24 protein-coding genes are annotated in these 26,573 nt (G+C 39.1%); 6 read left to right on the top strand and 18 right to left on the bottom strand.

Annotated features, from left to right (window positions below):
• Positions 1-14: 14 nt before the first annotated feature.
• The 14 genes from ACHUFV_RS13255 to ACHUFV_RS13320 form a co-directional block, all read right to left on the bottom strand.
• Positions 15-653, bottom strand: a complete 639-nt coding sequence (locus ACHUFV_RS13255) for a hypothetical protein (RefSeq protein WP_394234846.1) — start codon at positions 651-653, stop codon at positions 15-17.
• Between the two features lie 260 nt (positions 654-913).
• Complete coding sequence (locus ACHUFV_RS13260) at positions 914-2,161, bottom strand: dihydrolipoamide acetyltransferase family protein (RefSeq protein WP_394234847.1); 1,248 nt, start codon at positions 2,159-2,161, stop codon at positions 914-916.
• A gap of 13 nt (positions 2,162-2,174) precedes the next feature.
• Entirely contained in the window at positions 2,175-3,233 is a 1,059-nt protein-coding gene (locus ACHUFV_RS13265) for an alpha-ketoacid dehydrogenase subunit beta (RefSeq protein ID WP_394234848.1), read from the bottom strand.
• 18 nt (positions 3,234-3,251) lie between these two features.
• Positions 3,252-4,199, bottom strand: coding sequence for a thiamine pyrophosphate-dependent dehydrogenase E1 component subunit alpha (locus ACHUFV_RS13270; RefSeq protein WP_394234850.1), 948 nt, complete (start codon positions 4,197-4,199; stop codon positions 3,252-3,254).
• 24 nt (positions 4,200-4,223) lie between these two features.
• Positions 4,224-5,576 (bottom strand): dihydrolipoyl dehydrogenase, encoded by a 1,353-nt coding sequence (gene lpdA / locus ACHUFV_RS13275; RefSeq protein ID WP_394234852.1) that lies wholly within the window; start codon positions 5,574-5,576, stop codon positions 4,224-4,226.
• A 254-nt stretch (positions 5,577-5,830) separates the two neighbouring features.
• Positions 5,831-7,813 (bottom strand): sigma-54-dependent Fis family transcriptional regulator, encoded by a 1,983-nt coding sequence (locus ACHUFV_RS13280; protein WP_394234854.1) that lies wholly within the window; start codon positions 7,811-7,813, stop codon positions 5,831-5,833.
• Between the two features lie 166 nt (positions 7,814-7,979).
• Complete coding sequence (locus ACHUFV_RS13285) at positions 7,980-8,420, bottom strand: GtrA family protein (protein WP_394234856.1); 441 nt, start codon at positions 8,418-8,420, stop codon at positions 7,980-7,982.
• A gap of 44 nt (positions 8,421-8,464) precedes the next feature.
• Positions 8,465-9,571 carry a phosphatidylglycerol lysyltransferase domain-containing protein gene (locus ACHUFV_RS13290; protein WP_394234858.1) on the bottom strand — a complete coding sequence of 369 codons (1,107 nt, stop codon included), beginning with the start codon at positions 9,569-9,571 and terminating at the stop codon, positions 8,465-8,467.
• A 417-nt stretch (positions 9,572-9,988) separates the two neighbouring features.
• A complete protein-coding gene (gene rbsK, locus ACHUFV_RS13295) occupies positions 9,989-10,924 on the bottom strand; it encodes a ribokinase (RefSeq protein ID WP_394234860.1) in 936 nt (311 codons plus the stop codon).
• A gap of 13 nt (positions 10,925-10,937) precedes the next feature.
• Positions 10,938-11,954 (bottom strand): aldose 1-epimerase family protein, encoded by a 1,017-nt coding sequence (locus ACHUFV_RS13300; RefSeq protein WP_394234861.1) that lies wholly within the window; start codon positions 11,952-11,954, stop codon positions 10,938-10,940.
• Between the two features lie 83 nt (positions 11,955-12,037).
• Positions 12,038-13,387 carry an L-fucose:H+ symporter permease gene (fucP, locus tag ACHUFV_RS13305; RefSeq protein WP_394234863.1) on the bottom strand — a complete coding sequence of 450 codons (1,350 nt, stop codon included), beginning with the start codon at positions 13,385-13,387 and terminating at the stop codon, positions 12,038-12,040.
• A gap of 206 nt (positions 13,388-13,593) precedes the next feature.
• Positions 13,594-14,256, bottom strand: a complete 663-nt coding sequence (gene deoC, locus ACHUFV_RS13310; RefSeq protein WP_394234865.1) for a deoxyribose-phosphate aldolase — start codon at positions 14,254-14,256, stop codon at positions 13,594-13,596.
• A 174-nt stretch (positions 14,257-14,430) separates the two neighbouring features.
• Positions 14,431-15,372 (bottom strand): sugar-binding transcriptional regulator, encoded by a 942-nt coding sequence (locus ACHUFV_RS13315; protein WP_394234867.1) that lies wholly within the window; start codon positions 15,370-15,372, stop codon positions 14,431-14,433.
• Between the two features lie 125 nt (positions 15,373-15,497).
• The gene (locus ACHUFV_RS13320) at positions 15,498-16,376 is read right to left on the bottom strand and encodes a LysR family transcriptional regulator (RefSeq protein WP_394235097.1); all 879 of its coding nucleotides are present in this window, start codon (positions 16,374-16,376) and stop codon (positions 15,498-15,500) included.
• 39 nt (positions 16,377-16,415) lie between these two features.
• Here ACHUFV_RS13320 and ACHUFV_RS13325 point away from each other — a divergent pair, with 39 nt between their 5' ends.
• Both ACHUFV_RS13325 and proB read left to right on the top strand, forming a co-directional pair.
• Entirely contained in the window at positions 16,416-17,045 is a 630-nt protein-coding gene (locus ACHUFV_RS13325) for a prolyl-tRNA synthetase associated domain-containing protein (protein ID WP_394234869.1), read from the top strand.
• Between the two features lie 40 nt (positions 17,046-17,085).
• Entirely contained in the window at positions 17,086-17,862 is a 777-nt protein-coding gene (gene proB, locus ACHUFV_RS13330; protein ID WP_394234871.1) for a glutamate 5-kinase, read from the top strand.
• Positions 17,863-18,638: 776 nt separating this feature from the next.
• Here the strand turns inward: proB and ACHUFV_RS13335 are convergent.
• Both ACHUFV_RS13335 and ACHUFV_RS13340 read right to left on the bottom strand, forming a co-directional pair.
• Positions 18,639-19,475 carry an EamA family transporter gene (locus tag ACHUFV_RS13335; protein ID WP_394234873.1) on the bottom strand — a complete coding sequence of 279 codons (837 nt, stop codon included), beginning with the start codon at positions 19,473-19,475 and terminating at the stop codon, positions 18,639-18,641.
• 358 nt (positions 19,476-19,833) lie between these two features.
• The gene (locus ACHUFV_RS13340; protein WP_394234875.1) at positions 19,834-21,807 is read right to left on the bottom strand and encodes a flavocytochrome c; all 1,974 of its coding nucleotides are present in this window, start codon (positions 21,805-21,807) and stop codon (positions 19,834-19,836) included.
• A gap of 343 nt (positions 21,808-22,150) precedes the next feature.
• Here ACHUFV_RS13340 and ACHUFV_RS13345 point away from each other — a divergent pair, with 343 nt between their 5' ends.
• The 4 genes from ACHUFV_RS13345 (at position 22,151) to ACHUFV_RS13360 (ending at position 25,667) form a co-directional block, all read left to right on the top strand.
• Positions 22,151-22,597: a LytTR family DNA-binding domain-containing protein gene (locus ACHUFV_RS13345; RefSeq protein WP_394234877.1), complete on the top strand. Its 447-nt coding sequence runs from the start codon at positions 22,151-22,153 to the stop codon at positions 22,595-22,597.
• Between the two features lie 14 nt (positions 22,598-22,611).
• Positions 22,612-23,040 carry a DUF3021 family protein gene (locus ACHUFV_RS13350; protein WP_394234878.1) on the top strand — a complete coding sequence of 143 codons (429 nt, stop codon included), beginning with the start codon at positions 22,612-22,614 and terminating at the stop codon, positions 23,038-23,040.
• A gap of 170 nt (positions 23,041-23,210) precedes the next feature.
• On the top strand, positions 23,211-24,515 hold the full coding sequence (locus ACHUFV_RS13355; RefSeq protein ID WP_394234880.1) for an alpha/beta hydrolase: 1,305 nt from the start codon (positions 23,211-23,213) through the stop codon (positions 24,513-24,515).
• A gap of 243 nt (positions 24,516-24,758) precedes the next feature.
• Positions 24,759-25,667 (top strand): nuclease-related domain-containing protein, encoded by a 909-nt coding sequence (locus ACHUFV_RS13360; RefSeq protein ID WP_394234882.1) that lies wholly within the window; start codon positions 24,759-24,761, stop codon positions 25,665-25,667.
• 129 nt (positions 25,668-25,796) lie between these two features.
• On the opposite strand, the gene ACHUFV_RS13365 is transcribed toward ACHUFV_RS13360, so the two are convergent.
• Both ACHUFV_RS13365 and ACHUFV_RS13370 read right to left on the bottom strand, forming a co-directional pair.
• Positions 25,797-25,973 (bottom strand): hypothetical protein, encoded by a 177-nt coding sequence (locus ACHUFV_RS13365; protein ID WP_394234884.1) that lies wholly within the window; start codon positions 25,971-25,973, stop codon positions 25,797-25,799.
• A 239-nt stretch (positions 25,974-26,212) separates the two neighbouring features.
• The gene (locus ACHUFV_RS13370) at positions 26,213-26,536 is read right to left on the bottom strand and encodes a hypothetical protein (protein WP_394234886.1); all 324 of its coding nucleotides are present in this window, start codon (positions 26,534-26,536) and stop codon (positions 26,213-26,215) included.
• Between the last annotated feature and the right edge of the window lie 37 nt (positions 26,537-26,573).

The raw sequence follows: 26,573 nt of genomic DNA on the forward strand, positions 1-26,573 counted from the left end.
AAATGAAAGATAATTTATTCCGGTATAACAATCTCCAGTTTTCCTTCATGGTTAATGATTTCAATCACCTCATCAGCAAACAGATAAGGTGTATCGAATCGATCCTGCTTTTTCATATCCAGATAATGATTATTGGCAGTCAGGACAGGGAACACCGCATTCGTTTTCTTAAACATATTTTGCTGAACCTCTATTTCTACCATCAAGATGATTTGTTTTTGGGAGATAGCAAAAAAGAGCTTTCCAATTACTCTGTCATTCTCCATGATAGAAATCTGCTGGAGGATGGAAATAAGGCAAGTGACCAAATCATTTATTTGTTCGTTCGTTAGACCATCTAACCGCCATTCCTCTATAGCTTTGTTCACTCCACTTTTAATTTCCTTGAAGGAAAATACATCTTCAATCCTAAGAGCCGATTTCGTTTTCCCAAGGCTTTCAAACTTTTTTCTCATTTCAAAAATATAATCCTTGATAAATCCTGTATACTGTTCCCGCTGCACAACTAAATCTGTAAGCTCATGAATACTGCGTATCTCTTTGCATCGACTGGTGATAAATTGTAAAAAAGGATAGATATCCTTCTCATCAAAGGTATGATCCATCAGCTTACTATAATAATATTTCACTAATGATTGTTCTTTCTTATCCATTTGTCTCTCCTAGCTGTATTATTCATATCTTTCTATTGTACAACTTATAAGTTATACAGAACATTACTATTCTTTTAAAAAGATGTTAATGAAGAGCAGAGCAGCTTTTTATTTAATGAAATAGATCTACAAAAATCCGGTCCCCTTATTCCTCTCAACCCAATTTGGAAGCAGAAGAACCGTCCCCCCGCTTCCAAAACAAAAAGAGATGAACAATAGATTTGTTTAGCATCTCTACTGTCCATCTCTTTTCTTGTTTATTAAAGAACTAATAAATATGGGTTTTCAATATAGTTAATTAAGATACTTAAGAATTCTGCTGCTAATGCACCGTCTGCTATTTGATGGTCGAAGGTGAGGCTGAACGGAATTTTCTTAACGGATTTCACTTGGCCTTCTTCATCTAATATTAATTCATCCTGGAATGCCCCTACTCCTAAAATACCTGTTTCTGGTGTATTTAAGATAGGTGTAAAGTATTCAATTCCGCTGGCTCCAAGGTTTGTAATGGTGAAGGTGGAGCCTGTTAGTAAATCGCCGCTTGCCTGACCGTTTCTTGCTTTCGTCGAGATTTCTTTTATTTCCTTTGCCAAAGCACCGATTGTTTTTTGATGTGCATCCTTCACAACAGGAACTAGTAGGCCATCGTCCAAAGAGGTTGCAATCCCTAGATGTACCTCATCAAACTCTGTTAACTGACCATCCTGATAGTGAGAGTTCATTTTCTTTAAGTCTTGTAATGCTAAAACCGTTGCTCGAGCAATCAATACCGTCAAGGTAAGCTTGACATCTATATCAGCTGACTCAATTTTGTTTCGAAGCACCTTTTGGAAGTCTAGTAAGCTATCAGCATTTGCCTTTCGATGTAATGTTAATTGAGCGGTTTGTCCCAAGCTTCTACGCATATTGCGAGCAATGGCTTTTCTCATTGGATTTAGGCCTTCACCAATGGATTCAACATTGGCAAAAGAAGTAGGTACAGCCAGGGCTGCCGCCACTTGTGAAGCTGCTTGATAATCGTATCCACTCGCTAAAACCCGTTGGATATCCCGTTTTGTAATTCTGCCGTTTCCGCCGGTTCCCTTAATTAAATCCTTATCCAGATTTTGTTCTTTCACCATTTTTCTTGCTAATGGAGTAATAAAAATCCGGCTTCCTTTTGATTCCATTTGTTCTGTTTTGACCAAATTAGCACTTTGAACTGCTTCCACTTTTTCTGGATCTGCTGCAGGCTGCTCGGCCTTTCCTTCATTCGTTACAGGCACTTCGCCTTCTTCTCCAATTATCGCAATTGCCGCACCTACTTCTAATTGATCATCTACATTCGCATTTTTCGCTAGTAAAATACCTGAAATAGGAGCTTCAACGTCTTGGTTTAATTTTTCCGAACTGATCATTAAAACAGGTTCTCCTTCGTTAACGAGATCTCCTACTTCTTTATACCATTCCACAATCGTACCTTCTGTCATTGTCATTCCTAACTTCGGCATTACTATTGCTTCACTCATTCCTCTTCACCTCCTAGTTCATTACTTGTTGTTTTTTCAAGTCAGCGATTAATTCTTCTGCAACAGCCAACACTTTTTTCGCATCTGGAATATAGGCTTGTTCTAAATTATAAGCAAATGGGACTGGTGTATTTGGTGCACATACCGTTTTAATCGGACCATCTAAATAATCAAACGCTTTATCCGCCACGACTGATGCAATATCTGTAGCTGTGTTATTATGTGGATTCGATTCATCCATAACAATTAATCGACCTGTTTTCTTCACAGAGTTCAGAACGGTTTCTTCATCCCATGGTGCTACCGTTCTTAAGTCAATAACTTCCACTGAAACTCCATCCTTATCCAATGTTTCTGCTACCGTATGGGCTACGTGCACCATTTTACCGATTGCCACAATGGTAAGGTCTGTTCCTTCTCTCGTTACATTGGCTTTTCCGATTTCAATTGTATAGTATTCTTCAGGTACCTCCCCTTTCATGCCGTAAAGGGTCTTGTCTTCTGAAAAAACAACTGTGTTATCTTCTTCAATCGCCGCTAACATCAAGCCTTTTGCATCATATGGATTGGAAGGTACAACCACTTTAACACCTGGAATGGCACCAAACATTCCATACAGAGTTTGGGAGTGCTGCGCAGCCGCTCCTACACCTGCTCCATGGACGGTCCGAACAGTTAGAGGGATTTTTGCTTTTCCGCCGAACATATAGCGCATTTTGGCTGCTTGATTTAAGATTGGGTCCAGAGCGAATCCAACAAAATCATTAAACATTAATTCAGCAATCGGACGTAAACCTGTTGCTGCCGCACCTACAGCCGCACCAAAATAGGCATGCTCTGCGATTGGTGTGTCAATGACACGTCCTCGACCAAACTCTGTTACCATCCCCTTGGATAATCCGAAAACACCGCCAAATGCATCATCATAACGGCCATCGTCTTTCACTAAATGATCGACTTCAGCACCGCCCGCTACATCCGTACCAATTAAAATAACGGTTTCATCTTTTCTCATTGCCTGTGACATCGCCTCAGTAATAGCAGTCATAAAAGTTACTTCTCTTTTTGTCATTTTTCATTCCTCCTATTCTTATGCAAAGATATCCGTATATAAAGTTTCTAAATCCGGCAGTGGACTTGCTTCTGCAAATTCAACAGCTTTTTTGATGGTTTCCTTCGCTTCCGCTTCAATACGATCGGCTTCTTCTGCTGTCATCCAGCCATTTTGAAGGGCTTTTTCTCTAAGTTCGATAATCGGATCACGGTCTTTATTTGGATCGTTATCCGTTTTATATTTTTGTTCGTCCCCTTCAAAGTGGCCGAATTTTCGATACGTATCACATTCAATCAAGGTAGGGCCGTTCCCTGACTTCGCTCGTTCAATTGCTTCTTTTGTCGCATTGTATACAGCCTCAACATCCATGCCATCCACACGTACGCCAGGCATATTATAAGCTGGTGCTCTTTCCGCAACCGTTTCAGAAGCACTTGCATATCTAAACGGTGTACCTTCACCAAATTGATTATTTTCACAAACAAAGATAACCGGTAAGTTCAAAATGGAAGCTAGATTTAGGCCTTCATGGAATAATCCTTCATTTGATGCTCCATCACCAAAGAAGCAAACAGCCACATTGTCACGGCCTAATGTCTTAATGCTAAGTGCCGCGCCAGCCGCTAAGCCGAATCCGCCGCCAACAATCCCATTGGCGCCTAGCATACCTTTGCCAACGTCGGCAACGTGCATGGATCCGCCTTTACCTCCGCCTAGGCCATCCTTTTTCCCCATAATTTCAGCCATCATGCCATTGATATCGCAGCCTTTTGCAATCGCATGTCCATGTCCACGGTGAGTACTTGTAATATAATCCTCTTCATCTAATAGGGCCATGACTCCTGTTGCAACAGCTTCTTCCCCTGCATACAAATGAACAAATCCTGGAATTAATCCCTTTCCGAAAGTACGGTGTACATCTTCTTCAAAAAATCTGATTTCATTCATCTTTTGATATATCCAAAGTACCGTTTCCTTTTCCATTTATAATTCCTCCTTATAGGTTGATTACATATGAATAGCTTGCTTGAATAAAGCGTTTGCATTTTCACCAATTGCTTCAGAAATAGCCGGATGGGCATGAACCATGCTTGCTAGTTCATTCATCGTTCCTTCTGAATGCTTCATGGATAAAATTTCTCCGATGAGCTCGGTTGCATTGGCACCGACAATTACAGCGCCTAGTATTTCATCATATCGATGGTCGGAGATGATTTTGATAAAACCTTCTGTTTCTCCCATCGCAATGGCTTTTGCATTTCCTGCAAGGTTAGATGTGGTGATTTTCACATCATAACCGGCATTCTTGGCCTGTTCTTCATTTAGACCAAATGAAGCGATTTCTGGATGTGTATATACACATCTTGGAATTTCTGTCTGATCTAGAGGTTGAGGCTTCTCACCATTCATGGCTTGAACCGCAATAAGACCTTCAGCACTTGCTGCATGGGCCAATTGATAGCCTCCGATCAAATCACCTACTGCATAAACATGTTTTTTGCTAGTTTCATAAAAATCATTAACAGCAACAAATTTATTCGAAGCATCCATTTTTAGGTTCAACTCTTTTGCCACTTCGATATTCGGCTTTCTACCCGTTGCGACTAACAGAGTGTCATATGGAATTTCTTGATCCGCTAAAATGATTTTTCCTTGTTTTACTTCTCGGATTTCAGCTTTTATAATGGTTTGTACTTTTTTCCTTTGTAAATGTTTTTTTATGATTTTACGTGCGTCAAGGTCTTCGGTTAAAAGAATATCTGGAGCTACTTCGATAATGGTCACCTTTGTCCCAAGTGGAGCCATCGCAAAAGCTAACTCTACGGATATCACCCCACCGCCGATGATGACCATCGATTTCGGCAATTCCTTCAAGTCAAAGAATGAATCGGTAGTTAAGTAGTTTACTCTATCCAATCCTTTGATAGGCGGGATAAACGGTCTACTACCTGTTGCTAATAAAATATCTCGACCCTTCAATTTGTCGTCACCGACGGAAACCACTCTGTCTTCCGTTACAGTTGCATCTCCTTGAAAAAACGTAATCTTGTTTTTCTTTAACAGATGGTCCACTCCACCGGTTAGCGTCTGTACGACTTGATCCTTACGCTTCATTAATTTTGGAAAATCAATCGATAATTCACCTGTTTTAATGCCCCAGCTATTTGCCTTTTGAATCTCTTCAACCATTTCACTATGTTTTAATAATGCTTTTGAAGGTATGCAACCGACATTTAGACAGGTTCCACCTAATTTCTTTCTTTCGACGATCGCTACCTTTTTGCCTAATTGAGCAGCCCTAATGGCGGATACATATCCCCCAGGTCCTGCCCCAATGACAATGAGATCAAATTCTTTCATTTCTGTTCATCACCTTGCTTTCGTCTTGAAGTGAATGTTTTCTCTACACTTTTATATAATGCAAGTATCGTGCCAATTTTTATAAAAGGTTGAAAACGCTGTCAAAACAATGTTTTTCCTTGCCATTGTATTTTTTCATTTTGTCTCAATGAGACGGATTGTGTCTCATCTGTCTCATGTGTCTCACAGTCTCAAGAAAAAAAACTCCATTTTATCCTTCTCAACTAAGAGAGGGTTAAAATGGAGGTATTATTTCATTTCATTCTTACTTTCCAATCTTCAGCAGTCAGCTGATACTGTTTGATTTTTCGATACATGGTCGCGCGAGAAATATCAAGGATTTTTGCGGCGTTTGTGACATTTCCACCCTCCTTAATCATCGCTTCAATAATTCTTCCCTTTTCATCTTCCTCTACCGGGTCATTAAGCAATTCTGGAGGAAGGTCGAATGGGGATAGGCTGTTTCCTTCCATATTAAAAAGTGACTGTTGAATGACATTTTTTAATTCCCTAATATTCCCTGGCCAGTGATAGTGTGTCAGGTACTGCAAGGTATCCTCTTGTACGGCAATATCATGCTTTCCAAATTCTTCACCCATCATGCTTATAAAGTGATGGACCAATGCAGGGATATCCTCGCTCCTTTCACGTAACGCAGGAATTCGCAGCTGGATCACGTTCAGACGATACAATAGATCCTCACGAAATTCACCTTTTTGTACAGCTTCCTTTAAATTTTTATGAGTAGCCGCAATGACACGTACATCAAGAGGAATCGGTTTACCCCCTCCTAATCTAGTGACTACCCTTTCTTCCAATATCCGAAGCAGGTGAACCTGCAAATCTAATGGCATATCTCCAATCTCATCAAGAAAAATTGTCCCTCCCTGAGCCAATTCAAACTTACCGGGACTTCCTTTCGATTTCGCTCCCGTAAATGCACCTGACTCGTATCCAAATAATTCACTTTCTAACAAACTATGTGGAACAGCTCCACAGTTAATGGCTACAAAGGGTTTATCACTCCGGTTACTACCCTGATGGATGGATTGGGCAAAAAGCTCTTTTCCTGTCCCTGTTTCACCTGATAGAAAAACAGTGGTATCAATCATCGCAGCTTTCTGGGCCTTTTTTACAGAATCTATAAACTCCTTTGATGAACCGATCATATCATCAAAGCTATATCGTGTGGATTGAGAATTTCTTGATTGAATGAAGTTAGGTTTTTGCGACTTTGCGATCGAAAGCCCTGCGTTTTTTCTAAAAAAGATAACAGCACCTAGAATCTCATCCTGGAAGGTAACAGGATAAATAGAGCAGACAAATTTTTGCTTGTTTTTATGATTAATAGTTACCTCTTCTCTTATAACCTGTTGTCCATTTTGTAAAACAAACTCTACGAAATGATTTAACTTTGGTATGCTAGTTAAGGTCTGAACTTCACTTAGAAGGGAATGTGATTGAGCGGCTGCATTTTTTTCGACAATACTTTTTCCACCATCCACGATAAATACTGCATCTTCCACGCCTTCCAGTGCCGTATTTAAAAATAAATGATTTCTTAAAGCATATTTGAAAAAATATTGATTGATCGATTTGGAGATTTGATTTGCTTCGGAAAAGATATACGTAAGGTGCTGCTTATTTAACTGATTATTACATCCTGCAATATTAATCACGCCTAACAGCTCGTTTGTAAACGGATACAAAATAGGGAAAGCAGCACAAAACCATTCATGATTTTTTTCACAATAATGCTCCGAAAACAAAACTTGCGAGTTCTGTTTGGTTTTCAGTGCAAGCCCCACTGCGTTTGTTCCCGCAGATTTCTCAGTCCAGGTACCTCCAGTGAAAATATTGATTCTCTCCGCTTTCTTCAGGATATTCTTTTCACCTTCAGAATACAGAACGGTACCGTGATTATCGGCAATAGAAAACATCGTTTTTGATTCATTTAATAGGTCAGATAAATTTTTAATTTTTGGCGAGGCAACGGTAATCAGCTCTTTATTTTTCTCGAGCCGATCATCTAAATCGGTATGCGTAATAATTTCATTAATTTTTTTTTGAAAAGGACTGATGCCTAGCTTCTTCGAATCTTCCCATGAATGGAAAATGTCCATACGGATCTCATCACCCGTATATTGTCCCATTTCTTGATATTGCTTCCAAATTTTATTAATAGAAAGGTTATATTCCATGGATCCAACTTCATTATTTGTAAGTGTCGGTTTCATCAAATGCCCTCCAAAATATATGAAAGATTACGAATATTATATCACAAACTCGTGCTACTCAGCAGGGCAAAAAGGCTTAAGGTGAATCGTAACTAGTCTAGTTATTTATAATAAAAACGGCACCACCAAATTGTTAGTTATGCCTACCAATTGGTGGTGCCGTTCACTATATTCCACTCTGAGACGAGGTGTCCTCTGTTGACAAGGTTCCACCCTCAGATTCTATATTAAATGTCCAATAATTATTTAATAGAAAATTAATCACTGGTATGACCAGTGTTGTTACGAGCTCTCCGAAAAAATAATGAAGAGAGAGACCCTTTATAATAAAAAACATAATGATAAAGTTTAGTATAAAACCGATTAAAGAAACAGCAAGAAAACGAAGCAAGGTTTTCGTGGAAAACGTACTCCCAAAGGTAAACCTTCTATTTAACAAATATGAAATCAACGTCATAAAAATAAAGGATAAGGCCGATGCATACAAAGGATCATATTTTATAAACTCTACTAAAACAAATACGGATAAAAAATAAGTGAGCGTGCTTAAACAGCCGACAAAGCAGTATTTAATAAATTTAAAGGATAGTTCTTTATTTATGTCCATAACGATGTCCTTTCAATTAATAAGAAAGATTCCTAGATTAACAATCAAAATGCGATTGTGTTATCACGCTTTTTTGAAAGATATTCGTATGTTTCCTCATGATCCCTTTTAATGAAAGCATGTTTTCGATTAATCAGTAATAGCAGCTGTACACAAGTAATAGGCAATGAGGCTTTTTTATACGCTAAATATTTAGGCTCCCAGTCGGTCGCAAATTTATTTTTAAATTCTTTTAAGCCTTTAAAATTGTACAAGGAATTACCATAGAGATACGCAAGATGTGCAATTTTTTCACTAGTGAAAGAATGCTTGCAATGTCCTACATTTGAAAGTGGTGACATACCCAAGCTGCACTGTTTGTATCCGTTATCCTTTGCCCATTTAAAAATATGAATAAATAAGACATCCATGGTTCCATGTGGACTGTCCGAAAGCTTTCTCATCAAATCAATCGTAATCGTGGATTTATAATCCGTTGCTAATGTTGAGAATGCAATAATGTCATCATTAGGATCGTATAAAACCGCTATAGGAAAGCGGGAAACATATTCCTCGCTAAAAGAGACAACGGAAAAGCCTTTTTCTTTCTGCCCGCTTAACCATGAATCCGATACATGTTTTAACTCCGTAAGAAGGTCATCTGCAAAAGGAGGATAGACAACTTTAAATCTATATGAATTTCGTGCAAACTTATTCATTCGTGTTCGTAACTTTGCACCCTGTTTTCCTTCTAGAGAAAATTGCTTCAAATTAACGAGTCCTTCCTCACCTAGCTTCAGAAAACGATAACCTGAATCATGATAATATTGCATATACTGCGGACTTATTTGATAGAATACAGGCTTCAATCCTCTCATTTTTCCATATTCACAAAATTCCTTTATGGCATCCTTGATCTCTGCTTCTTCTCCAATCGGATCTCCAAGCACGACTAATTTATTGCCAATTCTTTTATAAGCAATTAATACATTACTTCTACTAGTCCAAAATATTTCTTTATCCTGCAAAAAGATTAAATGGGATGCGTGATTCCCTCCTTTTTCTTTTAAAAAGGAAGTTATATGTTCACAATGTATATTATAATCTTCGAATTTTTCAGTCTTCAGATTGCATTTTTTTCTAAAGGGATTAAGAATCTGGATATCAATCATTAACAGTTTTCCTCCTGATAAAAATCACTCTTACATAATACCACACAGAAGGTGTTCAATAATATCGGAACTTGACAAAATCTGAAACATTCTGTCTAATAAATATCCGCTAAAAAAGAAACATAAACCATACAGACAAAACAGGCACTCTCCCCTGCAGACTTTAAGGAAAAGTTAAGGGTTTACACTTAAAATAAAGGAAGTTGACACTTTACATAGTTTTTTCAAAGTGGTATTTCATAACTTCGCGTACGTTTTTAGGGAGATTTTAGTATCAAAAAAATACAGAACACTGATACCGTAGAGATCAGCGAAGCATCAAAAAGTATGTATAGTAACCAAGAGGCATAACACCCCATACGAAAAAAAGCTAGAGACCATCACTGGTTCTCTAGCATTCTTACAAACTATCTTTTTCTATTTAACTTGTCTTAAACCATTTTCTTCTATAAATAAGTTCAATTCATCTTTACTTGGATAGGAGATTTGTGTTCCTCTTTTTGTTACACTCAATGCGGCAAAGCCAGTAGCCATTTGGATCGCTTGAAGTACGTCTTTGGTTTCTACGTAGTAGTGGGTAAAACAACCAATAAATGCATCACCGGCTCCTGTTGTATCAATGGCATCAACGCGATAGGCATCAACGCGTTGAATTTGCTTCTTAGTAGCCCATAGTACACCACGGCTGCCCATTGTCACAATAACATTTTTGACACCTTTTTCAATAAGATAAGAAGCAGCTGCACGAACCTGCTCTTCCGTTTCTACAGGCATGCCAGTTAAAATTTCTAATTCAGTCTCATTCGGCATAAAGAAATCGCATTTACACACATAGTCAAAATCCAATTCCTTTGATGCCGGAGCAGGATTCAATATAACTGGGATATGATGTTCCACACCAAAATCAATCGCATGATAGATCGTTTCCAAAGGAATTTCCAATTGTAGCACAATCACAGAGCATTTTTTCAATTGTTCTGCTGCCTTATCAATTTCTGCTGGCAGGAGATGCTGATTGGCACCCTTTACAATTAGGATACGATTTTTTGACTGCGGATCAACAAAAATAGGTGCTACACCACTTGGCGTTCCAGGAACCTTACAAGCAAATGTTGTATCAATTCCAAACTTTTCTAGATTTTGAATCGTATTGCCGCCAAAAATGTCATCGCCTACTTTGGTCAGCATCATGACCTTTGATCCAAGCTTGGCTGATGCTACCGCTTGGTTCGCGCCCTTCCCTCCACAGCCTAGCTCAAAGCTTGGAGCTTCCAGGGTTTCTCCCTCTTTCGGCATTTTATCAATATATGTAATCAGATCCACCATATTGGAACCAATAACTGCAATGTCCATGTTGACTTCCTCCTTATTTCTTACCCGTTACGACTTTGAATGATCTCTCTTCACCAGATGACAGGGTAATTAAACTGCCTGATTCTTTTGCTGCTAAAAATCCCTCTGGACGACAGGTACCAGGTAATACAAATGCTGCAACCTGCTGATCCTCATTGTATAATAACCAGCGCGTAGCAAAATTAAATTCATCTGTAGAGAATTTCGTAAACAGTGTTACGCCTTCTGGCGAAACCATTTCAAATTCTGCTTCCTTTGTATACTGATCCAAATGATCAGCAAAGAAGACGATTTCTGGATCATACATATCCGGACGGTCAAGCGTCTTTAGCGTTCCGTTAGGGTTATTTAACAGTTCCTCATTAAAGGCAAGCCACTTTTCCGTTGGTTTCACGTGATCTGGAATCGACTTTCGAAGAGAAAAAGCGCTGTCCGGAATATTCTGCTTCAGCAATGCGTCGTGAGAATAGGTATAGTTTGTATGGCACATATACTGTAAAGGCATTTCAGCACCTGAGAGATTTTTCACCTTCATGCCAATTTCAATCAAGCTTTCTCCTGCAAGCATTGTAACGGTAGGTTTTGCCAAATAATGACTGCCGAATCCCTTTGTATACTCGTAAGACCCGCCAACCGTTACAGAAAGATCCGTTACCTCCAACCAGGCTTGATCCATGTTCGCACAGGCCATTTCTCCATGTAATGGATGAGTATCTTCAGGACCTGGGCAGCCATTGCTTAGTAAACCAGAATGGAAGGAAAAACACCCGTACGTATCAACAATTTCATTCACTTTCTTTGGCTGTGAGAACATATTCTTCATTTTAAGATTGACATCATCAAATTCTAAATCCCAAATGATTTGGCCCATAAATGGAAGAACCACCATTTTTCCACGTGAATTTATTACCTCTACCGCTTCTACACCTGATGGATATTGAAATAAAGATACCTTAAATTCATTATTTCTGAAAATAACAGAACTATTTTCTTTGAAAAAACCACGCTGCAATTCAATGATACCCGCCATACTGCATCTTCCTTTCACTGTTGACCTATAGGAATTGTTGCAGGACCACAAGTGGCCCTGCTCTGCTATTCTTTTACTGCCTATTACATTGCCTTTGCATTTACTACTTTTTCTTTCTTTTCTATGCTCACTTCTCTTTTCATTTCCTTATAAAAGTAGAAGCTAATATAAAGGAAGCAAACCATAGAAACTAGGAAGGATAAGGATAGTGATCCTGTTATATCAGAAACCAAGCCTTGGATAACAGGCACTACCGCACCACCAACAATGGACATAACAAGAATGGCTCCTGCTGTTTCTGTATGTCGTTTATCGTCTACTACTTCCAGTGTTCTTGCATAAATGGAAGCCCAGCACGGACCAAAGAACAAGCTTACAAGAATAGCTCCATATACGGCTGACATGTTTGGAACTAATGCAACATAAACCAATAATAGGGTTCCAATGACTGAATACGCTGTCAAAACCTTCGTTGGTGAAAAACGAGAGATTAATAAATTAGCTACAAATTTCCCTACAAAGAAGGCAATAAAGCTAAATACCATAAAGTTTGAAGCAAATCGTTCATTGATATGTGGATTAAGCTCTAATGCTAATCGAATCGTATATGACCAAACAGCGGTTTGAATTCCTACATACAAAAATTGAGCCAAAATACCTTTGCGGAAGCTTGGAATTTTAGATAGATATTTCAAGGTTTCTAGAATGCTTGGATTCTTCACTTTCAAGGAATCAGCGGATTCTAAGGGCTTACATTTTGGAAATTTAATAACAAGGAATAATACTAACATGGCAATCAGAACAAAGATGATGTATCGATATGGCTCCAATGTGTGCTGCAGCATTTGAGCGCCAAAGACTTTCGCTTCTTCTGAAGTCATAGTAGCCATTTGAGCTTGAAGGCTCTCCCCTTCTTGGAATACAAGGTATTTACCTAATAAAATCCCTGCAATCGAACCGATTGGATAGAACGTTTGACTGATATTTAAGCGAAGTGTTGAGTATTGTTTCGGACCAATCATTGAGCTATATGTGTTGGCAGAGGTTTCTAAGAAGCCTAAACCAATAGCAATGGCAAAAAGCGCAAATAAAAACATATTATATGTGGCCATATGTGACGCTGGGAAAAATAATGAACAACCAATGATATAAAAGGCTAATCCTGTGATAATCCCAATCTTATAATTTGTCTTTTTAATAACCATTGATGCAGGAATCGCTACTAAGAAATAGCCTCCATAAAAGGCACTTTGTACGAAAGCGCTCGCAAGATCACTTAACTCAAAAATACTTTTGAATTGAGTAATTAAAATATCATTTAAACTAGCGGCAACTGCCCATAAAGGAAAAAGTAATGATAGCATGATGTATTGAAAAATAGGAGTTCGATTTAGATAGCCGTTTGGTAATTGAATAATATTTTCCTTTTTCATGATAATACCCCCGTATTCATCTTCATTTAACATTTGGTAAATCAATTTTTCACAAAGGATTTCCTATAAGGAGATTTCGACGAAGTCAATAAGAGTGCACTCCATAACGAATCCCCTTTATAGGAATCTAAAACAAAAAACGGGAACAACATTCTCAGAAATATGTATTGCTCCAGTATTCATCGCTGGATGATAGTATTTAAGAATTAATATCCAGCCTCTACAGTTAGTCCCTGCATAATTTTGACACCTGAGCTTGCTCCTATACGGTTAGCACCAGCTGCTGCCATCTTATCTAAATCGGCTTTATTTCGCACACCGCCAGATGCTTTTACACCATACTTGTCACCAACTACTTTTCTCATTAAAGCAACATCCTCAACAGTTGCTCCACCTGTTGAAAACCCAGTTGAAGTTTTAACAAAATCCGCACCCGCAATTACAGCTAATTGGCAGGCACGCTGCTTTTCATCATCATTTAATAAACATGTTTCAATGATCACCTTAAGTAGTGCTTTACCGTGTGCCACATCAGCAACTGCTTTGATATCCGCCTCTACCTTTGCATCTTCACCTGCTTTTAGAAGGCCAATATTGATGACCATGTCAATTTCATGCGCTCCATTTTTAATAGCCTCTTCTGCTTCAAATGCCTTCACAGAAGTAGTCGTGCTGCCAAGTGGAAAGCCAATCACGGTACAAACCTTAACATCACTTCCTTGCAGATTCTTTGCTGCTAGCGATACCCAGTATGGGTTAATACATACAGAAGCAAAGTTGTATTGCTTAGCTTCTTCTATTAATTTCATAATCTCATTTTCAGTTGCATCAGGTTTTAACAAAGTGTGATCAATCATATTTGCTATCATCTAGTATCTTCCTTTTCTATTTGATTTTCAGTAAAGCGATTTCATAAATCAAGAATACCACCGAGTTGAACAAATGTAAATATACATATGAAATTTTGTTCAATCAAATTTTTATTGGCTCTGCAGCTAAAAAAAACCTGCTAGATTGTTAATCTAACAGGTTTTCGTGTCCTTCTATTTCATTTCTAACAGCGCTCTTGCAGTATACTGGTCAATAATTAAAATATTCGCATACTTTCCAATCAAGGCTGCATGAATTGACTGAATTTTATGCTCTCCGCCAGCCACAAGGATGCTCTTCTCTTTTTTCTGTAATTCCTCTAGTTCGATCCCCACGGTTCGATTATTTAGCTCTTCTTTGCATATCCTGCCCTCAGCATTATAGAATCGCGAACAAATATCACCTACAGCACACTGCTGCAGTTCTGCCTTTTCCTTTTCGTTAAAATAACCTAAATTAAATAATAGTGCATCCTTTTGAACCGTACCCACCGTAAAGATCGCAATATTTGCTTGTCTACCCAGTTCAATGATTCGCTGGATATGACGATCTTCTTCAACCATCAGTTTGACTTCCTTTTTGTCAAAAATAACGGGCAGGGGCAAATAGCGGGCAACCGTGTAATAGGATTTGGCAAATAAATTAATGGTTTCCGCCGCATAGGTTTGCGTCTGTGAGTGGCTGACCCCGCCCTTTAATTGCACAACCTCTACACCCTGAACTCTCTTTGCCGTTAGCTGTGAGGCTAACATGTGCATCGTTTTCCCCCATGAAACTCCTATGATATCCCCGTCCGTTACGATTTCATCTAAATAATCAGCTGCCGCACGAGTAATATGCTTAATAATTTCTTCATACTCATTAAGGGGCGTATAGGCTACCAAAACGTGTTCTAATCCATAACGGTCCTTTAATTGCTGCGAAATATCATTCATATTCTCCAATGGGTCAATAATTTCAATTCTTACATAGCCCTGTTCCTTCGCATATTGTAACAGCCTTGAAACGGTCGGCCTTGAAACACCTAAGCTATTACAAATATCCTGCTGACTATAATCAGATTGGTAATATAGCCGTGCTGCAGCTATACTAAGCCGTTCCTTGTCTTTATCCACCGTAATCATCCTTTTTCTTTTTTGTAGGAAGACATTTCATTATGTACTTTATCATACTACTATCTTCGAATAAATTTCTACGTTTTTCCAATTGGGGTAAATCAACGGAGTAAATTTCGTTACACTTATTTTTTCTGAAGAGTATTCCTACATGGCAGATAGTCTAAAAATCGCTTAACCGCCAGTGATGCAGATTTTTTATCTCTCATTGCAAGGCCAATTTTACGGTACGCTGGTATGTCCAGTTCTTTTATGACAAGCTGATAGGGAATACGGCGCAAAATTAACTCAGGTAAAATACTGATCCCCAATCCACTTTCGACCATTGACATGACGGCATAATCATCCCATGTCGTAAAATGTACATTGGGTTCAACGTTACATTTCTCAAGTATTTCGGAAATTTCTGCTTTAGCGCCTTTTTCTAAAAGCATGAAGGGATAATCACTTAGCGCCTTTACAGGAAAAGAGTCACAGTCGGCCAACGGATGATCCTCCGGTAAAACAACAAGCAGCTTATCCTGCTCCAAAAAGATCGTTTCAAGCTCCGGATGTGTTGGAAGCCTGAGGAAGCCGCAATCCACTCGCCCCTCTAGAATCCAGCTTTCAATTTCCGTATAGTCACCTAGTAAAAGCTCGTAATCGATATTGGGATAGTCCTTTTGAAACTCTTTGATGATATTTGGAATCCAATGGGTTGCTACGCTAGAAAATGTGCCAATCCGAATTAAGCCCGATTGCAAGCCGTTCAGTTCGTCCACCTGCGCCTGCAGTTTTTGATATTCGTTACATACATTTTTAGCAAACGGCAATAGCTTTAGTCCGTCGGAGGTTAGTCGCACACCTGCGCGTCCACGTTCAAGAAGCGACACACTCCATTCCTTTTCCAAATCGTTAATCATTCGGCTGATGCCGGATTGGGAATAGTTTAATACTTCCGCTGCCTTTGTAAAGCTTCCATATTCAACCGTTTTGACAAAAGCCATAAATTTTTGGATATTCATGTCCATACGAATCACACCTACTTTACATCTGGATTCCTCATGTTAACTATGATAAACATTCGTTTTTGTAATCTACGAGAGCATGATACACTTTTTTATACAGATATATCAAGTGAAAGGAAATGGATTATGTTCTATGTAAGTGATATTTTTTCAACCGCGCCGTCCGAGTGTAAGACGGAGCTCCAAGAAAAAACATATAAAGTATTGCAAGACCTGAATATCCAGTTTGAGCGCGTCGAAACCGACGAGGCCATTACAATGGAAGATTGCGTTCAGATTAATCAGGTGCTGGATATGAAAATGGTCAAGACGCTTTTTCTATGCAACAGAAAGCAGACAGAGTTTTATCTCTTTGTTACCACAGCAGACAAGCCTTTCAGTGCCAAGGAATTCAGTCATGCGATGGGTGTTTCCCGCGTTTCCTTTGCCACTAAGGAATTGATGGAAAAGATGCTAGGAACAAAGATAGGTGCAGCGACTGTTTTTAGCACCTTGTTGGACAAGGACAATATGGTACAGATGGTTTTCGATAAGGACGTTCTTGAGGAAGAATGGTATGGGTGCAGCGACGGCACGACTACCGGGTATATGAAAATTAAAACATCACAAATCATCCATGATTTTCTAACATTTACAGACCACCCTCCAAAGACTATTCATGTATAGCGAAAGAAAGGTGAATGAATTGAGCCTGTATCAAAATAGAATGGTTGTTAAGGTAGGAACCTCTACCTTGACAAATGATCTAGAGAAAAGCAATCTCCGTTCCTTTGACCGCATTGCCTGTGTACTGTCCGATATTCAGAACATGGGCTATGAAGTCATTTTAGTTTCATCTGGCGCAATTGCCCTTGGCACAAATAAGCTAAAAATGAAAACACGCCCAACGAGTATGCGTTTGAAGCAGGCTGCCGCTGCGGTAGGACAATGCAGCATTATGCACTTATATGACAAATTCTTTAATGACTACGACAAGACGATTGCACAGATTTTGTTGAACGCCGAGGATATGGAAATGGAGGAAAAGAAGGAGAATTTGACAAACACCTTTGACGCCTTGCTCGAAATGGGCATTATCCCAGTTGTGAATGAAAACGACTCGGTTAGCTATACCGAAATCGATTCAGAGGATAGACTTTTCGGCGATAACGATATGCTCTCTGCGGTTGTAGCCGTATTATGCAGGGCGCAAAAACTCGTTATTCTATCCGACATTGACGGCTTTTATGACAGCGATCCCCGCCTTTATCCTAATGCAAAACGAATAGAGCGTATCAACGTAATAGACGAAGATGTACAATCATTTGCCGGAGGAGCTGGTTCTCGGCGCGGCACTGGAGGTATGAAAACGAAGCTACAAGCAGCAAATCTGGCAACCTCGCAGGGAATTGACACCATTATTACAAACGGCAAAAATCCGTCTGTACTCTATGAGATTATCAAAGGTGGGAGTGTTGGTACGCTTTTTGTTGGGAAGCGATAGTTTGTGGACTTCCCCATGTCTGAAGGAGGCACTGCTTCGGACTCATCTTGCTTTTTTGGCCTCCCTCTTGTCTGAAGGAGACTCTGCTTCGGACTCATCTTGCTTTTTTGGCATCCCCCTTGTCTGAAGGAGACTCTGCTTCGGACTCATCTTGCTTTTTTGGACTTCTCCTTGTCTGAAGGAAACCCTGCTTCGGACTCATCTTGCTTTTTTGGACTTCTCCTTGTCCGAAGAAACCCCTGCTTCGGACTCATCTTGCTTTTTTGGACTTCTCCTTGTCCGAAGGAGACTCTGCTTCGGACTCATCTTGCTTTTTTGGACTTCTCCTTGTCCGAAGGAACCCCTGCTTCGGACACACCTTGCTCTTTTGGCATCCCCCTTGTCTGAAGGAAACCCTGCTTCGGACTCATCTTGCTTTTTTGGACTTCTCCTTGTCTGAAGGAGACTCTGCTTCGGACTCATCTTGCCTTTTTGGAATTCTCCTTGTCCGAAGGAACCCTTGCTTCGGACTCATCTTGCTTTTTTGGAATTCTCCTTGTCCGAAGGAGACCCTGCTTCGGACTCATCTGCTTTTTTGGCCTCCCTCTTGTCCGAAGGAAACCCCTTTTCTGACAGACCACTAGATTATTAACTTCCTCTTTTCAGAACGTACCTTACTCTTACAAAAGTTATAATAAAATAAAACTTCTTCTTTCAACTGATGTACGGTTCATAGGCAGACATAAAAAGCCCTGCAGAAAAGTGTTCCCTCCACAGAGCCTTCATAAACGTCTTTGCTAAATCTTCGTTAGCACAATTCCAACGAGTGCAGATATAACCCCGATAACTTGATACCTTTTCAGCCTTTCTTTATAAACCCAACAGCTGCTGAGAACGACAACTAAACAGCTTAAGCTAACAATTGGAAAGACAATACTTGCTACGCCTGTTTCCAAAGCAAAAAAGTAGCTGCTGTAGCCGATAACACTAATGAATCCAATAATGGTCCCAAACTTCAGCTCGGTAGGCTGCCATTTTTCCTTCATAATAAAACTGTTTAAGATTAAATAGGCTGCACCGCCGCCATACATAGAAACAAGTGTATTGATGGAATCAATATTTAAATGGGAAGACGTCTTCATCAGCACACCTAGAACACCAAATGATCCAATTGATAATAAAACGCGGTACATCCACGGCTTATAGTCGACTCGAATCCCACTTCCTGGTACATATTGAATAACAGCTGCTGAAGCAAGCATAATTATTATGCCAACCCATTGAATCAGTGTAATATGCTCATGAAAAATAAGTGCTGCACTTAGTATGGGAATAACCGTATTCATGCTTATCAGCGGAGAAGTTAAACTCGCAGGTCCCTTTTCAAATGCCTTTGACATTTGAATATTCCCGTTTGCATTTAAGATTCCGATAATGGCCCCAAGGACAATTGTTATTCCATTAAATGCTGCAAATCCTACAACGATTCCATAGCCTAGCATTAATAAAAACGCAACAAGGTAAAAGAAAAACTGCATATGCACCTTTGATAGTCCTTTTCCTGAAGTAACCTTGAAAATCGTATTATTAATTCCAAAACAAAGCATCGTTACTACTGCTGCTATAATCCACATGAAAAATCCTTCTCTCAGATATTGATAGAATTATTTTAATATAGATTTCTAGCATTTCAAATGGTTTTTGCAATTTACATAAAGCAAAAATAACTTTAATTGCAGCTATGTCTTTATGGACTGAATCAAAACACGTGCATGGGTCTGAGCCTTCTTCAAGTCTTATGTGTGGAATTGTGAGACTCTGAGTTTACTGATACAGCAAGACTAACCATTAGAAGGCAGTTTTCTGTTTATCAAGCTGAAAAAAATAGGTGGTCATAGTGCAGAAGCACATGTTGACCACCTATTCTCATTCATTTTTTTACAAATCAAGCATCTTTCAGTAACTGGCCGCGTCCATTAACCTAGCATACGTTTATTTTGAGCTTGCAGCACTTTCACCAGCAATTTTACCAAAAGTTAAAATATCAGCAATGGCATTTCCACCAAGTCTATTACCTGCATGAATTCCGCCGGTTACCTCTCCTGCTGCATAGAACCCAGGGATTGGCTGATTATTTCCATCTAATACTCGAGCAGATGTGTCAATAGCTAGACCACCCATTGTATGGTGAACAGATGGAGATCTCGGTGTTGCGTAAAATGGACCTGTTTCAAGCTTTGGTCCAAAGTTTGATTTGCCGAAATCAGGATCATTTCCATTTTCGATATAAGAATTGTATTTAGTTATTTCATTGACTAATGCATCTTTTTCCATTCCTAACTGTACTGCCAAGTCCTCTAATGTATCCGCACGATAGACGCTTTTGTTTGCCACTAATGTTTCAATATCGTCGCCCCATACATTTTTACCTTCAGGACTTAATCCTGATGTATTCTTATCACAAATAATATAGAAAAGCTGATCCTCTTGTTCCAATGCTGCTTTGGCCAAAACATCACGCTCCGAATATTCATTCACAAAGCGTTTTCCGTCTTTGTTTACGAAAACCTGCGTTTCAGCACTTGCCCAAACACCACCTGATAATGAGCCTGTTTCCGGATGTGAGCTCGGCATTAGCTGGATAAAGCCCATTCCAGTTAATTGTGCCCCTGCTTTTTCACCCATCACGATTCCGTCACCCGTGGCATCAGGCGTATTGGTTGTTTTCATTGTAGTTGGTAGGTCCGGCCAATACGTATTGTATTCTTTTCTCATTTCAGGATTTGCGCCAAATCCTCCGGTTGCCATAACGACTCCTTTATTCGCCATTAGTGTTACTGGAGTTCCATCCGTTTTTTCAGCCTTTAATCCGACAACCTTTCCATTTTCAATAATCAGTTCTTTACCTTTTGTTTCAAGCATGATTTCAACGCCTGATTCCTTTGCCTTTTCTTCCATTGGCTTGATGATACCAATGCCAGTTCCATCCGCTAAACTGTGTGACCGTGGCCAAAGTGCTCCAAGAACCGTACCAATTTGGTCTGTAAATTTAACACCATGGCTCTCAGCCCATTTTAAGGTAGGAAGAGTGTTATTTGTTAGTGTTGTAACTAGATCATAATTACCTGAGATTTCATTTCCATTTAAATCTGTCCGTTTTCCACCAATATATGTATGAATGGCATGTAGTTCAGGAGAGTCAAATAATACCTTTGTATCCCCTGAATTTAAGTATTCTTTTATTTGTGCTTGCAATTTCTCAAAAGTAGGTGCAAACTCCCCATAATCACTTGGAGTATCATCTAAATATCCTTTTAATTCGGTAAGAAGTGATTCATTCATCGCCGCTTTACTTTGAAGCTCCGGATCATAGGAGTTATATTGTCCTCCTGCTCTCATTGTGTTTCCGCCTAGTGCAACACTTTTTTCAATTAATATAACGCTAGCACCGTTCTCAGCCGCTGAGTTGGCAGCTGCAAGTCCTGCACCGCCTCCGCCGACAACCACAACATCTGCAGTCTTCTTAATTAGCTTTCCCGCTGTTTTCTTTGCAGCCTTTTCTTTTAAAGCTGTTACATCCCCGCCTGCCTGTTTTACGCAATCCTCTACAGCAGCAATTAGGGCATTACTTGAATTTGTTGCTCCAGAAACCACATCAACGGCCAATGTTTGACCCTTAATTATTTCGTCAATCAATTTCTCAAAAGCAGGACCTGATATCCCAGGAGTCTCTTCATTATCCCCCACTTCAATTTTCGTTATTTCCTTATCACTAAATGTGACCGTTACAGGAACATCGCCATGATTTCCCTTTTGTGCAGATGTGTATGTACCTGCTTTAAAAATACTTTCTGATTTAGAACCAGAGGAATTAGATGTTTCCTCTTTATTTCCACAAGCTGTTGCAACTAAGACGAATAAAACAAGCATGAAACTAATTAATAATCTAAGCTGTTTTTTACTCATAACCTAGTCTCCCTTTTACAATGTTTTGTAAGCCAAAACCTGACTGCTTGCCTATTACTTTTTATTCATCACCTAGTTTCTTCAAAATAATATGAAGTCGAATACTGTGTGAAATTACTCACAAAATAATTTTACTATATTTTTCCTTTCGCATTTGTACAAATATTTTAATTATTAGTGTCTTTTATTTGGATTATTTGTAAATGAGGTGTGCTTTTGGTTTGAATGTGTTCAAAATTTCGTAATAGTCAAATATAAATCTGTTAAAATATATCTGAGGATTGAATAAGGTTTCCTTAAAACAGAATCCTAATTCGACCTGAAAAAGTGTGAATTTTCGTGGGTGATCATTTTGAAAATTTCAATAGAAGAGATAAATAAAGAACTGGCAGAGGAAATTATTATTCGGTGTCATGAGGTAGATGACGAAATAGACGAAATTGTAAACAAGCTACAAACCGAAGACCTCCTTTTACTAGGCTATCAGAGTGATAAAGCTCATCGTATCAAGATTAGTGATATCTATTATTTCGAAGCAGTGGATGGAAAGGTTTTTCTTTACTGCAAGGACAGCGTGTTTGAGGTAAAACAAAAGCTCTATGAGTTAGAGGAGCTATGCAAAGGGATGAACTGTTTTCGTGCATCGAAATCAACGATAGTAAACATAGCTAAAATCTCATCTGTTTATCCGACCATAAGCGGACGATTTGAAGCGGTGCTTGATAACGGGGAACGTTCGGTTATATCAAGGCAGTATGTGCCTGTCCTTAAAACTATGCTTGGACTGTAAAAGGAGGGATCCAGTTGACTACGACCCAATTTACCCAAAAGATGATAAAGGATTTCTTGATCATCTTCGCATCTATCATCATTATGATAACGATTTTGCGACAAATGTATTATCCACAGATGGCCTTTGATTTGAGGTCGATTTATATCATTATGGCATTTTCCTTATTAAGTACGTTAATGGGATTTATTTTATATACGCCTAATGATATCAGCGAGAAGAACATGCGTATACGAATCGTCATTCACTTTTTCACGTTAGAGTTTCTTCTAATTGCACTTGGGAGTGTGTTTGAAATTGTGACTACTGTGTTAGATGGAATCATTTTGGCCGTGCAAATTGCTGTCATTTATGTTTTGATTCGTTTGTTGTCATGGCGGAACGATAAAAAAGAAGCTCAAAAAATCAATGAGAAATTAAACGCTTTGAAGAATAATCAATAATACAGCAGCATAGTTGAAACGAAATTTGAGGTAAGCTTGATAGCTTGCCTCTCTTTTTTTGCATCTTACTTGCCTCTGGATGCAACTTACTGTTTTTCTATATACTTCTTTTTAGCATTTTAATATGCTGTATTCATACTAAATGACTCGAAAAGAAAAGGGGTATGGATATGGGGACTTTACTATTATTGATTGCATTAATTTTCGAGATTGCTTTTGCAATCTACTGTATAAAAACGAAGCAAAATCATAAACAGTTAAAAAATTGGATTCGGATTGCTGTTTTTATTGCATTTATCATTCTCACACTTTCATCGGTCATTATGTGGAGCTTCCGCTGGTTTATACTAGGCATCCTGCTTTTCATCTTAGCCTTAAAGGGGACGGTTTCTCTTATTCGTAACAAAACAACCTTACGAAAATACAAAACTTCTACTATCGTATGGAAAACCATTTTGTTGACATTCGCATTGGTATTCGCACTATCACCTGCCATTGTTTTTCCTCAGCATCCATCACCTAAAGTGACAGGTAAGTATGAAGTCGCAACTGCTTCATATACCTATACTGATAAAAATCGTATAGAGGAATTTTCTGATAAGGGTGACAACAGATTGGTTAATGTGGAGTTTTGGTATCCTGAAAAGGCAGATGGAACCTACCCACTTTTGGTCTTTTCACACGGAGCGAACGGTATTAAAGCCAGTAATACATCTACCTATATGGAGCTTGCTAGCCACGGATATGTGGTCGTTTCCATTGATCATCCGTACCATTCCTTATATACCCGATCAGAGGACGGAACGATGGCTTTCATTAGTTCAGATTATAACCGTGAAGTCAGCGACTCCAATAAAGAAGGCATTTACACAAAGGAAGAATCGTATGAACTCATTCAAAAGTGGATGAAGCTGCGAACAGACGATATGAACTTTGTCATTGATACGATACTTGAGAAAGCCAAAAATGATAAAAACTCCGTTTATCAGCATATTGATACAGAGAAAATTGGCGTGTTCGGGCACTCCATGGGAGGCGCAGCAAGTGTTTGGCTTGGTAGAGAACGTGATGATATCACTGCAATCGTTAATATCGATGCCCCGTTCTTTAGTGAGTTGGATTATAACAAAGAAAGTGATGATTATGTGGCACGCAGCGAAGCCTTCACGATTCCGCTTTTTAACATTTATTCTGATGATGTTTGGGAACAGCTCGATAGCAATTCCACTTATGCAGCAAACAAACTAACTAATGACCAGTTCAAAGACGCCTATACAGTTCATTTCAAAGGGGCAAAGCATTTAAGCTTTACCGATTTACCGCTTGTCTCTCCTATCCTGGCAAATAGTTTACAAGGCGGAAAGGCGGACATTGATCCATATTATTGTATTGAAACCGAAAATGAACTCATCCTTGAATTTTTTGATTATGAATTGAAGGGTATTGGGGATTTCAAGCCAGAAGAAACATATTGATAGAAAGTGTGCCTGTTACTTACAGAGTAAATACGAGATGTAACAGGCTCCCTGTTTTCTAATGATACTTAACGCAAAAAACTGCCTCTATTTATATTTAAACGGATTGCCGCACCTGTTTAACCGGCAGTTTTTTTATTTAAATTCATCTCAATATACTTGTTAATAGTTAACGTAATATTCAAACTCATCTGTTCAGTTATTTTATATAATGGATTTAGGACTATTGAAAGGAAGTGGCTTATGATACTAAAAGACAGAACAGAATCAGATGAATTATTGAAAATGCGATTTTTAAACACACGGATGGAGTTAACTCAAGAGGAAAAGCTTCATTATTTCCACCTAGAAAAAGGTTATGAGGGTGAGGTGAGCTTTGATTGGAAAGCGGAAAGTCTTCAAGAAGATATATATATTATCAATGATTTGCTGCTTAAAATAAACAATTCCTATTTTCAAATTGATTCAATCCTTATTTCACAGGGAGTTATTCGTTTGTTAGATGTAAAAAATTTTGAAGGAGATTTTTGCCTGGAAAAAGATAGATTTTATGCTGTTAAAACCGGTCGTGAATATAAAGATCCCATCGGACAATTAAACAAATGTACATCACAATTCCGTCAACTGCTCCGCGACCTCAAGTTAAATTACCTCGTTGAGTCCTCCGTTATCTTTATTAACCCCGAATTTACTTTATACAACGTGCAAATAGACAAACCCTTTATTCTTCCCACTCAGGTTGACCGGTTTCTAAAAGGTATTAATAGTACATCATCTAAATTGAATGAAGGACACCTAAGATTGGCGAAACAATTAATTTCATTACATCAAACTAAAAATCCATTTTCACAGGTACCAAACTATCAATATGAGCTGCTGAAAAAGAACATATATTGTAAATTTTGTCGTTCCTTTTCGATATCTTTACAAAACCATACTTTTGTTTGTGAAAAGTGCGACGGCCATGAAACAATCGAAGCTGCCATTTTACGGAATGTGAAGGAATTTCAGTTGCTATTTCCTGAAAGAAAAATTACGACTACAAACATTCGAGAGTGGTGTAACGTGGATTTAACAACAAAGACATTTTGTAGGATTTTAAAGAAAAACTTAACAGCAATTGGAAAAACTAGTGGTTCCTATTATATATAATTTATAATTTTTGTTTAGACGAAAGATGGGAATTTCTTCGGACATATCATTGATCTTTCGGCTCTTCCATGTCCGAAGTCGGTTCGGCTTGGACTCCATCTTGCTTTTCCGGCCATCCCTTTTTCGAAGCTAATCCGACTTCGGACTCGGTCTTGCTTTTCCGGCCATCCCTTGTCCGAAGCTGGTTCGGCTTTGGACTCGGTCTTGCTTTTTCCGCTTTCCCTTTTCCGAAGTTAATTCGGCTTCGGACTCAACCTTGCCTTTTCCGCTTTCCCTTGTCCGAAGCTGGTTCGGATTCGGACTCAACCTTGCCTTTTCCGCTTTCCCTTGTCCGAAGTTGATTCGACTTCGGACTCGGTCTTGCTTTTTCCGCCTTCCCTTGTCCGAAGTTGATCCGACTTCGGACTCGGCCTTGCTTTTTCGGCCTTCCCTTGTCCGAAGTTGATTCGGCTTCGGACTCGGTCTTGCTTTTTCGGCCTTGCCTTGTCCGAAGTTGATTCGGCTTCGGACCCAATCTTGCCTTTTCTGCTTTCCCTTGTCCGAAGCTAATCCGACTTCGGACTCAATCTTGCTTTTTCCGCTTTCCCTTGTCCGAAGTTAATCCGACTTCGGACTCGGTCTTGCTTTTTTTGCTTTCCCTTATCCGAAGTTGATTCGGCTTCGGACTCGGTCTTGCTTTTTCCGCCTTCCCTTGTCCGAAGTTGATTCGGCTTCTGACTCAACCTTGCCTTTTCCGCTTTCTCTTTTCCGAAGTTGATTCGGCTTCGGACTCGGCCTTGCTTTTTCGGCCTTCCCTTGTCCGAAGTTAATCCGACTTCGGACTCGGTCTTGCTTTTTTTGCTTTCCTTTGTCCGAGGTTTAAACACCAATATTAAAACCTCATCTATTAATAATACGGTTCACGGA

The organism is Niallia oryzisoli (genome assembly GCF_043641075.1).
In the GTDB taxonomy this organism is placed as follows: domain Bacteria; phylum Bacillota; class Bacilli; order Bacillales; family Cytobacillaceae; genus Bacillus_BD; species Bacillus_BD oryzisoli_A.

Bases quoted from the DNA above. Each gene is read 5' to 3' on its own strand.
- ACHUFV_RS13255 (WP_394234846.1), bottom strand. From the start codon at position 653: ATGGATAAGAAAGAACAATCATTAGTGAAATATTATTATAGTAAGCTG.
- ACHUFV_RS13260 (WP_394234847.1), bottom strand. From the start codon at position 2,161: ATGAGTGAAGCAATAGTAATGCCGAAGTTAGGAATGACAATGACAGAA.
- ACHUFV_RS13265 (WP_394234848.1), bottom strand. From the start codon at position 3,233: ATGACAAAAAGAGAAGTAACTTTTATGACTGCTATTACTGAGGCGATG.
- ACHUFV_RS13270 (WP_394234850.1), bottom strand. From the start codon at position 4,199: ATGGAAAAGGAAACGGTACTTTGGATATATCAAAAGATGAATGAAATC.
- lpdA (WP_394234852.1), bottom strand. From the start codon at position 5,576: ATGAAAGAATTTGATCTCATTGTCATTGGGGCAGGACCTGGGGGATAT.
- ACHUFV_RS13280 (WP_394234854.1), bottom strand. From the start codon at position 7,813: ATGAAACCGACACTTACAAATAATGAAGTTGGATCCATGGAATATAAC.
- ACHUFV_RS13285 (WP_394234856.1), bottom strand. From the start codon at position 8,420: ATGGACATAAATAAAGAACTATCCTTTAAATTTATTAAATACTGCTTT.
- ACHUFV_RS13290 (WP_394234858.1), bottom strand. From the start codon at position 9,571: ATGATTGATATCCAGATTCTTAATCCCTTTAGAAAAAAATGCAATCTG.
- rbsK (WP_394234860.1), bottom strand. From the start codon at position 10,924: ATGGACATTGCAGTTATTGGTTCCAATATGGTGGATCTGATTACATAT.
- ACHUFV_RS13300 (WP_394234861.1), bottom strand. From the start codon at position 11,954: ATGGCGGGTATCATTGAATTGCAGCGTGGTTTTTTCAAAGAAAATAGT.
- fucP (WP_394234863.1), bottom strand. From the start codon at position 13,387: ATGAAAAAGGAAAATATTATTCAATTACCAAACGGCTATCTAAATCGA.
- deoC (WP_394234865.1), bottom strand. From the start codon at position 14,256: ATGATAGCAAATATGATTGATCACACTTTGTTAAAACCTGATGCAACT.
- ACHUFV_RS13320 (WP_394235097.1), bottom strand. From the start codon at position 16,376: ATGAATATCCAAAAATTTATGGCTTTTGTCAAAACGGTTGAATATGGA.
- ACHUFV_RS13325 (WP_394234869.1), top strand. From the start codon at position 16,416: ATGTTAACTATGATAAACATTCGTTTTTGTAATCTACGAGAGCATGAT.
- proB (WP_394234871.1), top strand. From the start codon at position 17,086: ATGGTTGTTAAGGTAGGAACCTCTACCTTGACAAATGATCTAGAGAAA.
- ACHUFV_RS13335 (WP_394234873.1), bottom strand. From the start codon at position 19,475: ATGTGGATTATAGCAGCAGTAGTAACGATGCTTTGTTTTGGAATTAAT.
- ACHUFV_RS13340 (WP_394234875.1), bottom strand. From the start codon at position 21,807: ATGAGTAAAAAACAGCTTAGATTATTAATTAGTTTCATGCTTGTTTTA.
- ACHUFV_RS13355 (WP_394234880.1), top strand. From the start codon at position 23,211: ATGGGGACTTTACTATTATTGATTGCATTAATTTTCGAGATTGCTTTT.
- ACHUFV_RS13360 (WP_394234882.1), top strand. From the start codon at position 24,759: ATGATACTAAAAGACAGAACAGAATCAGATGAATTATTGAAAATGCGA.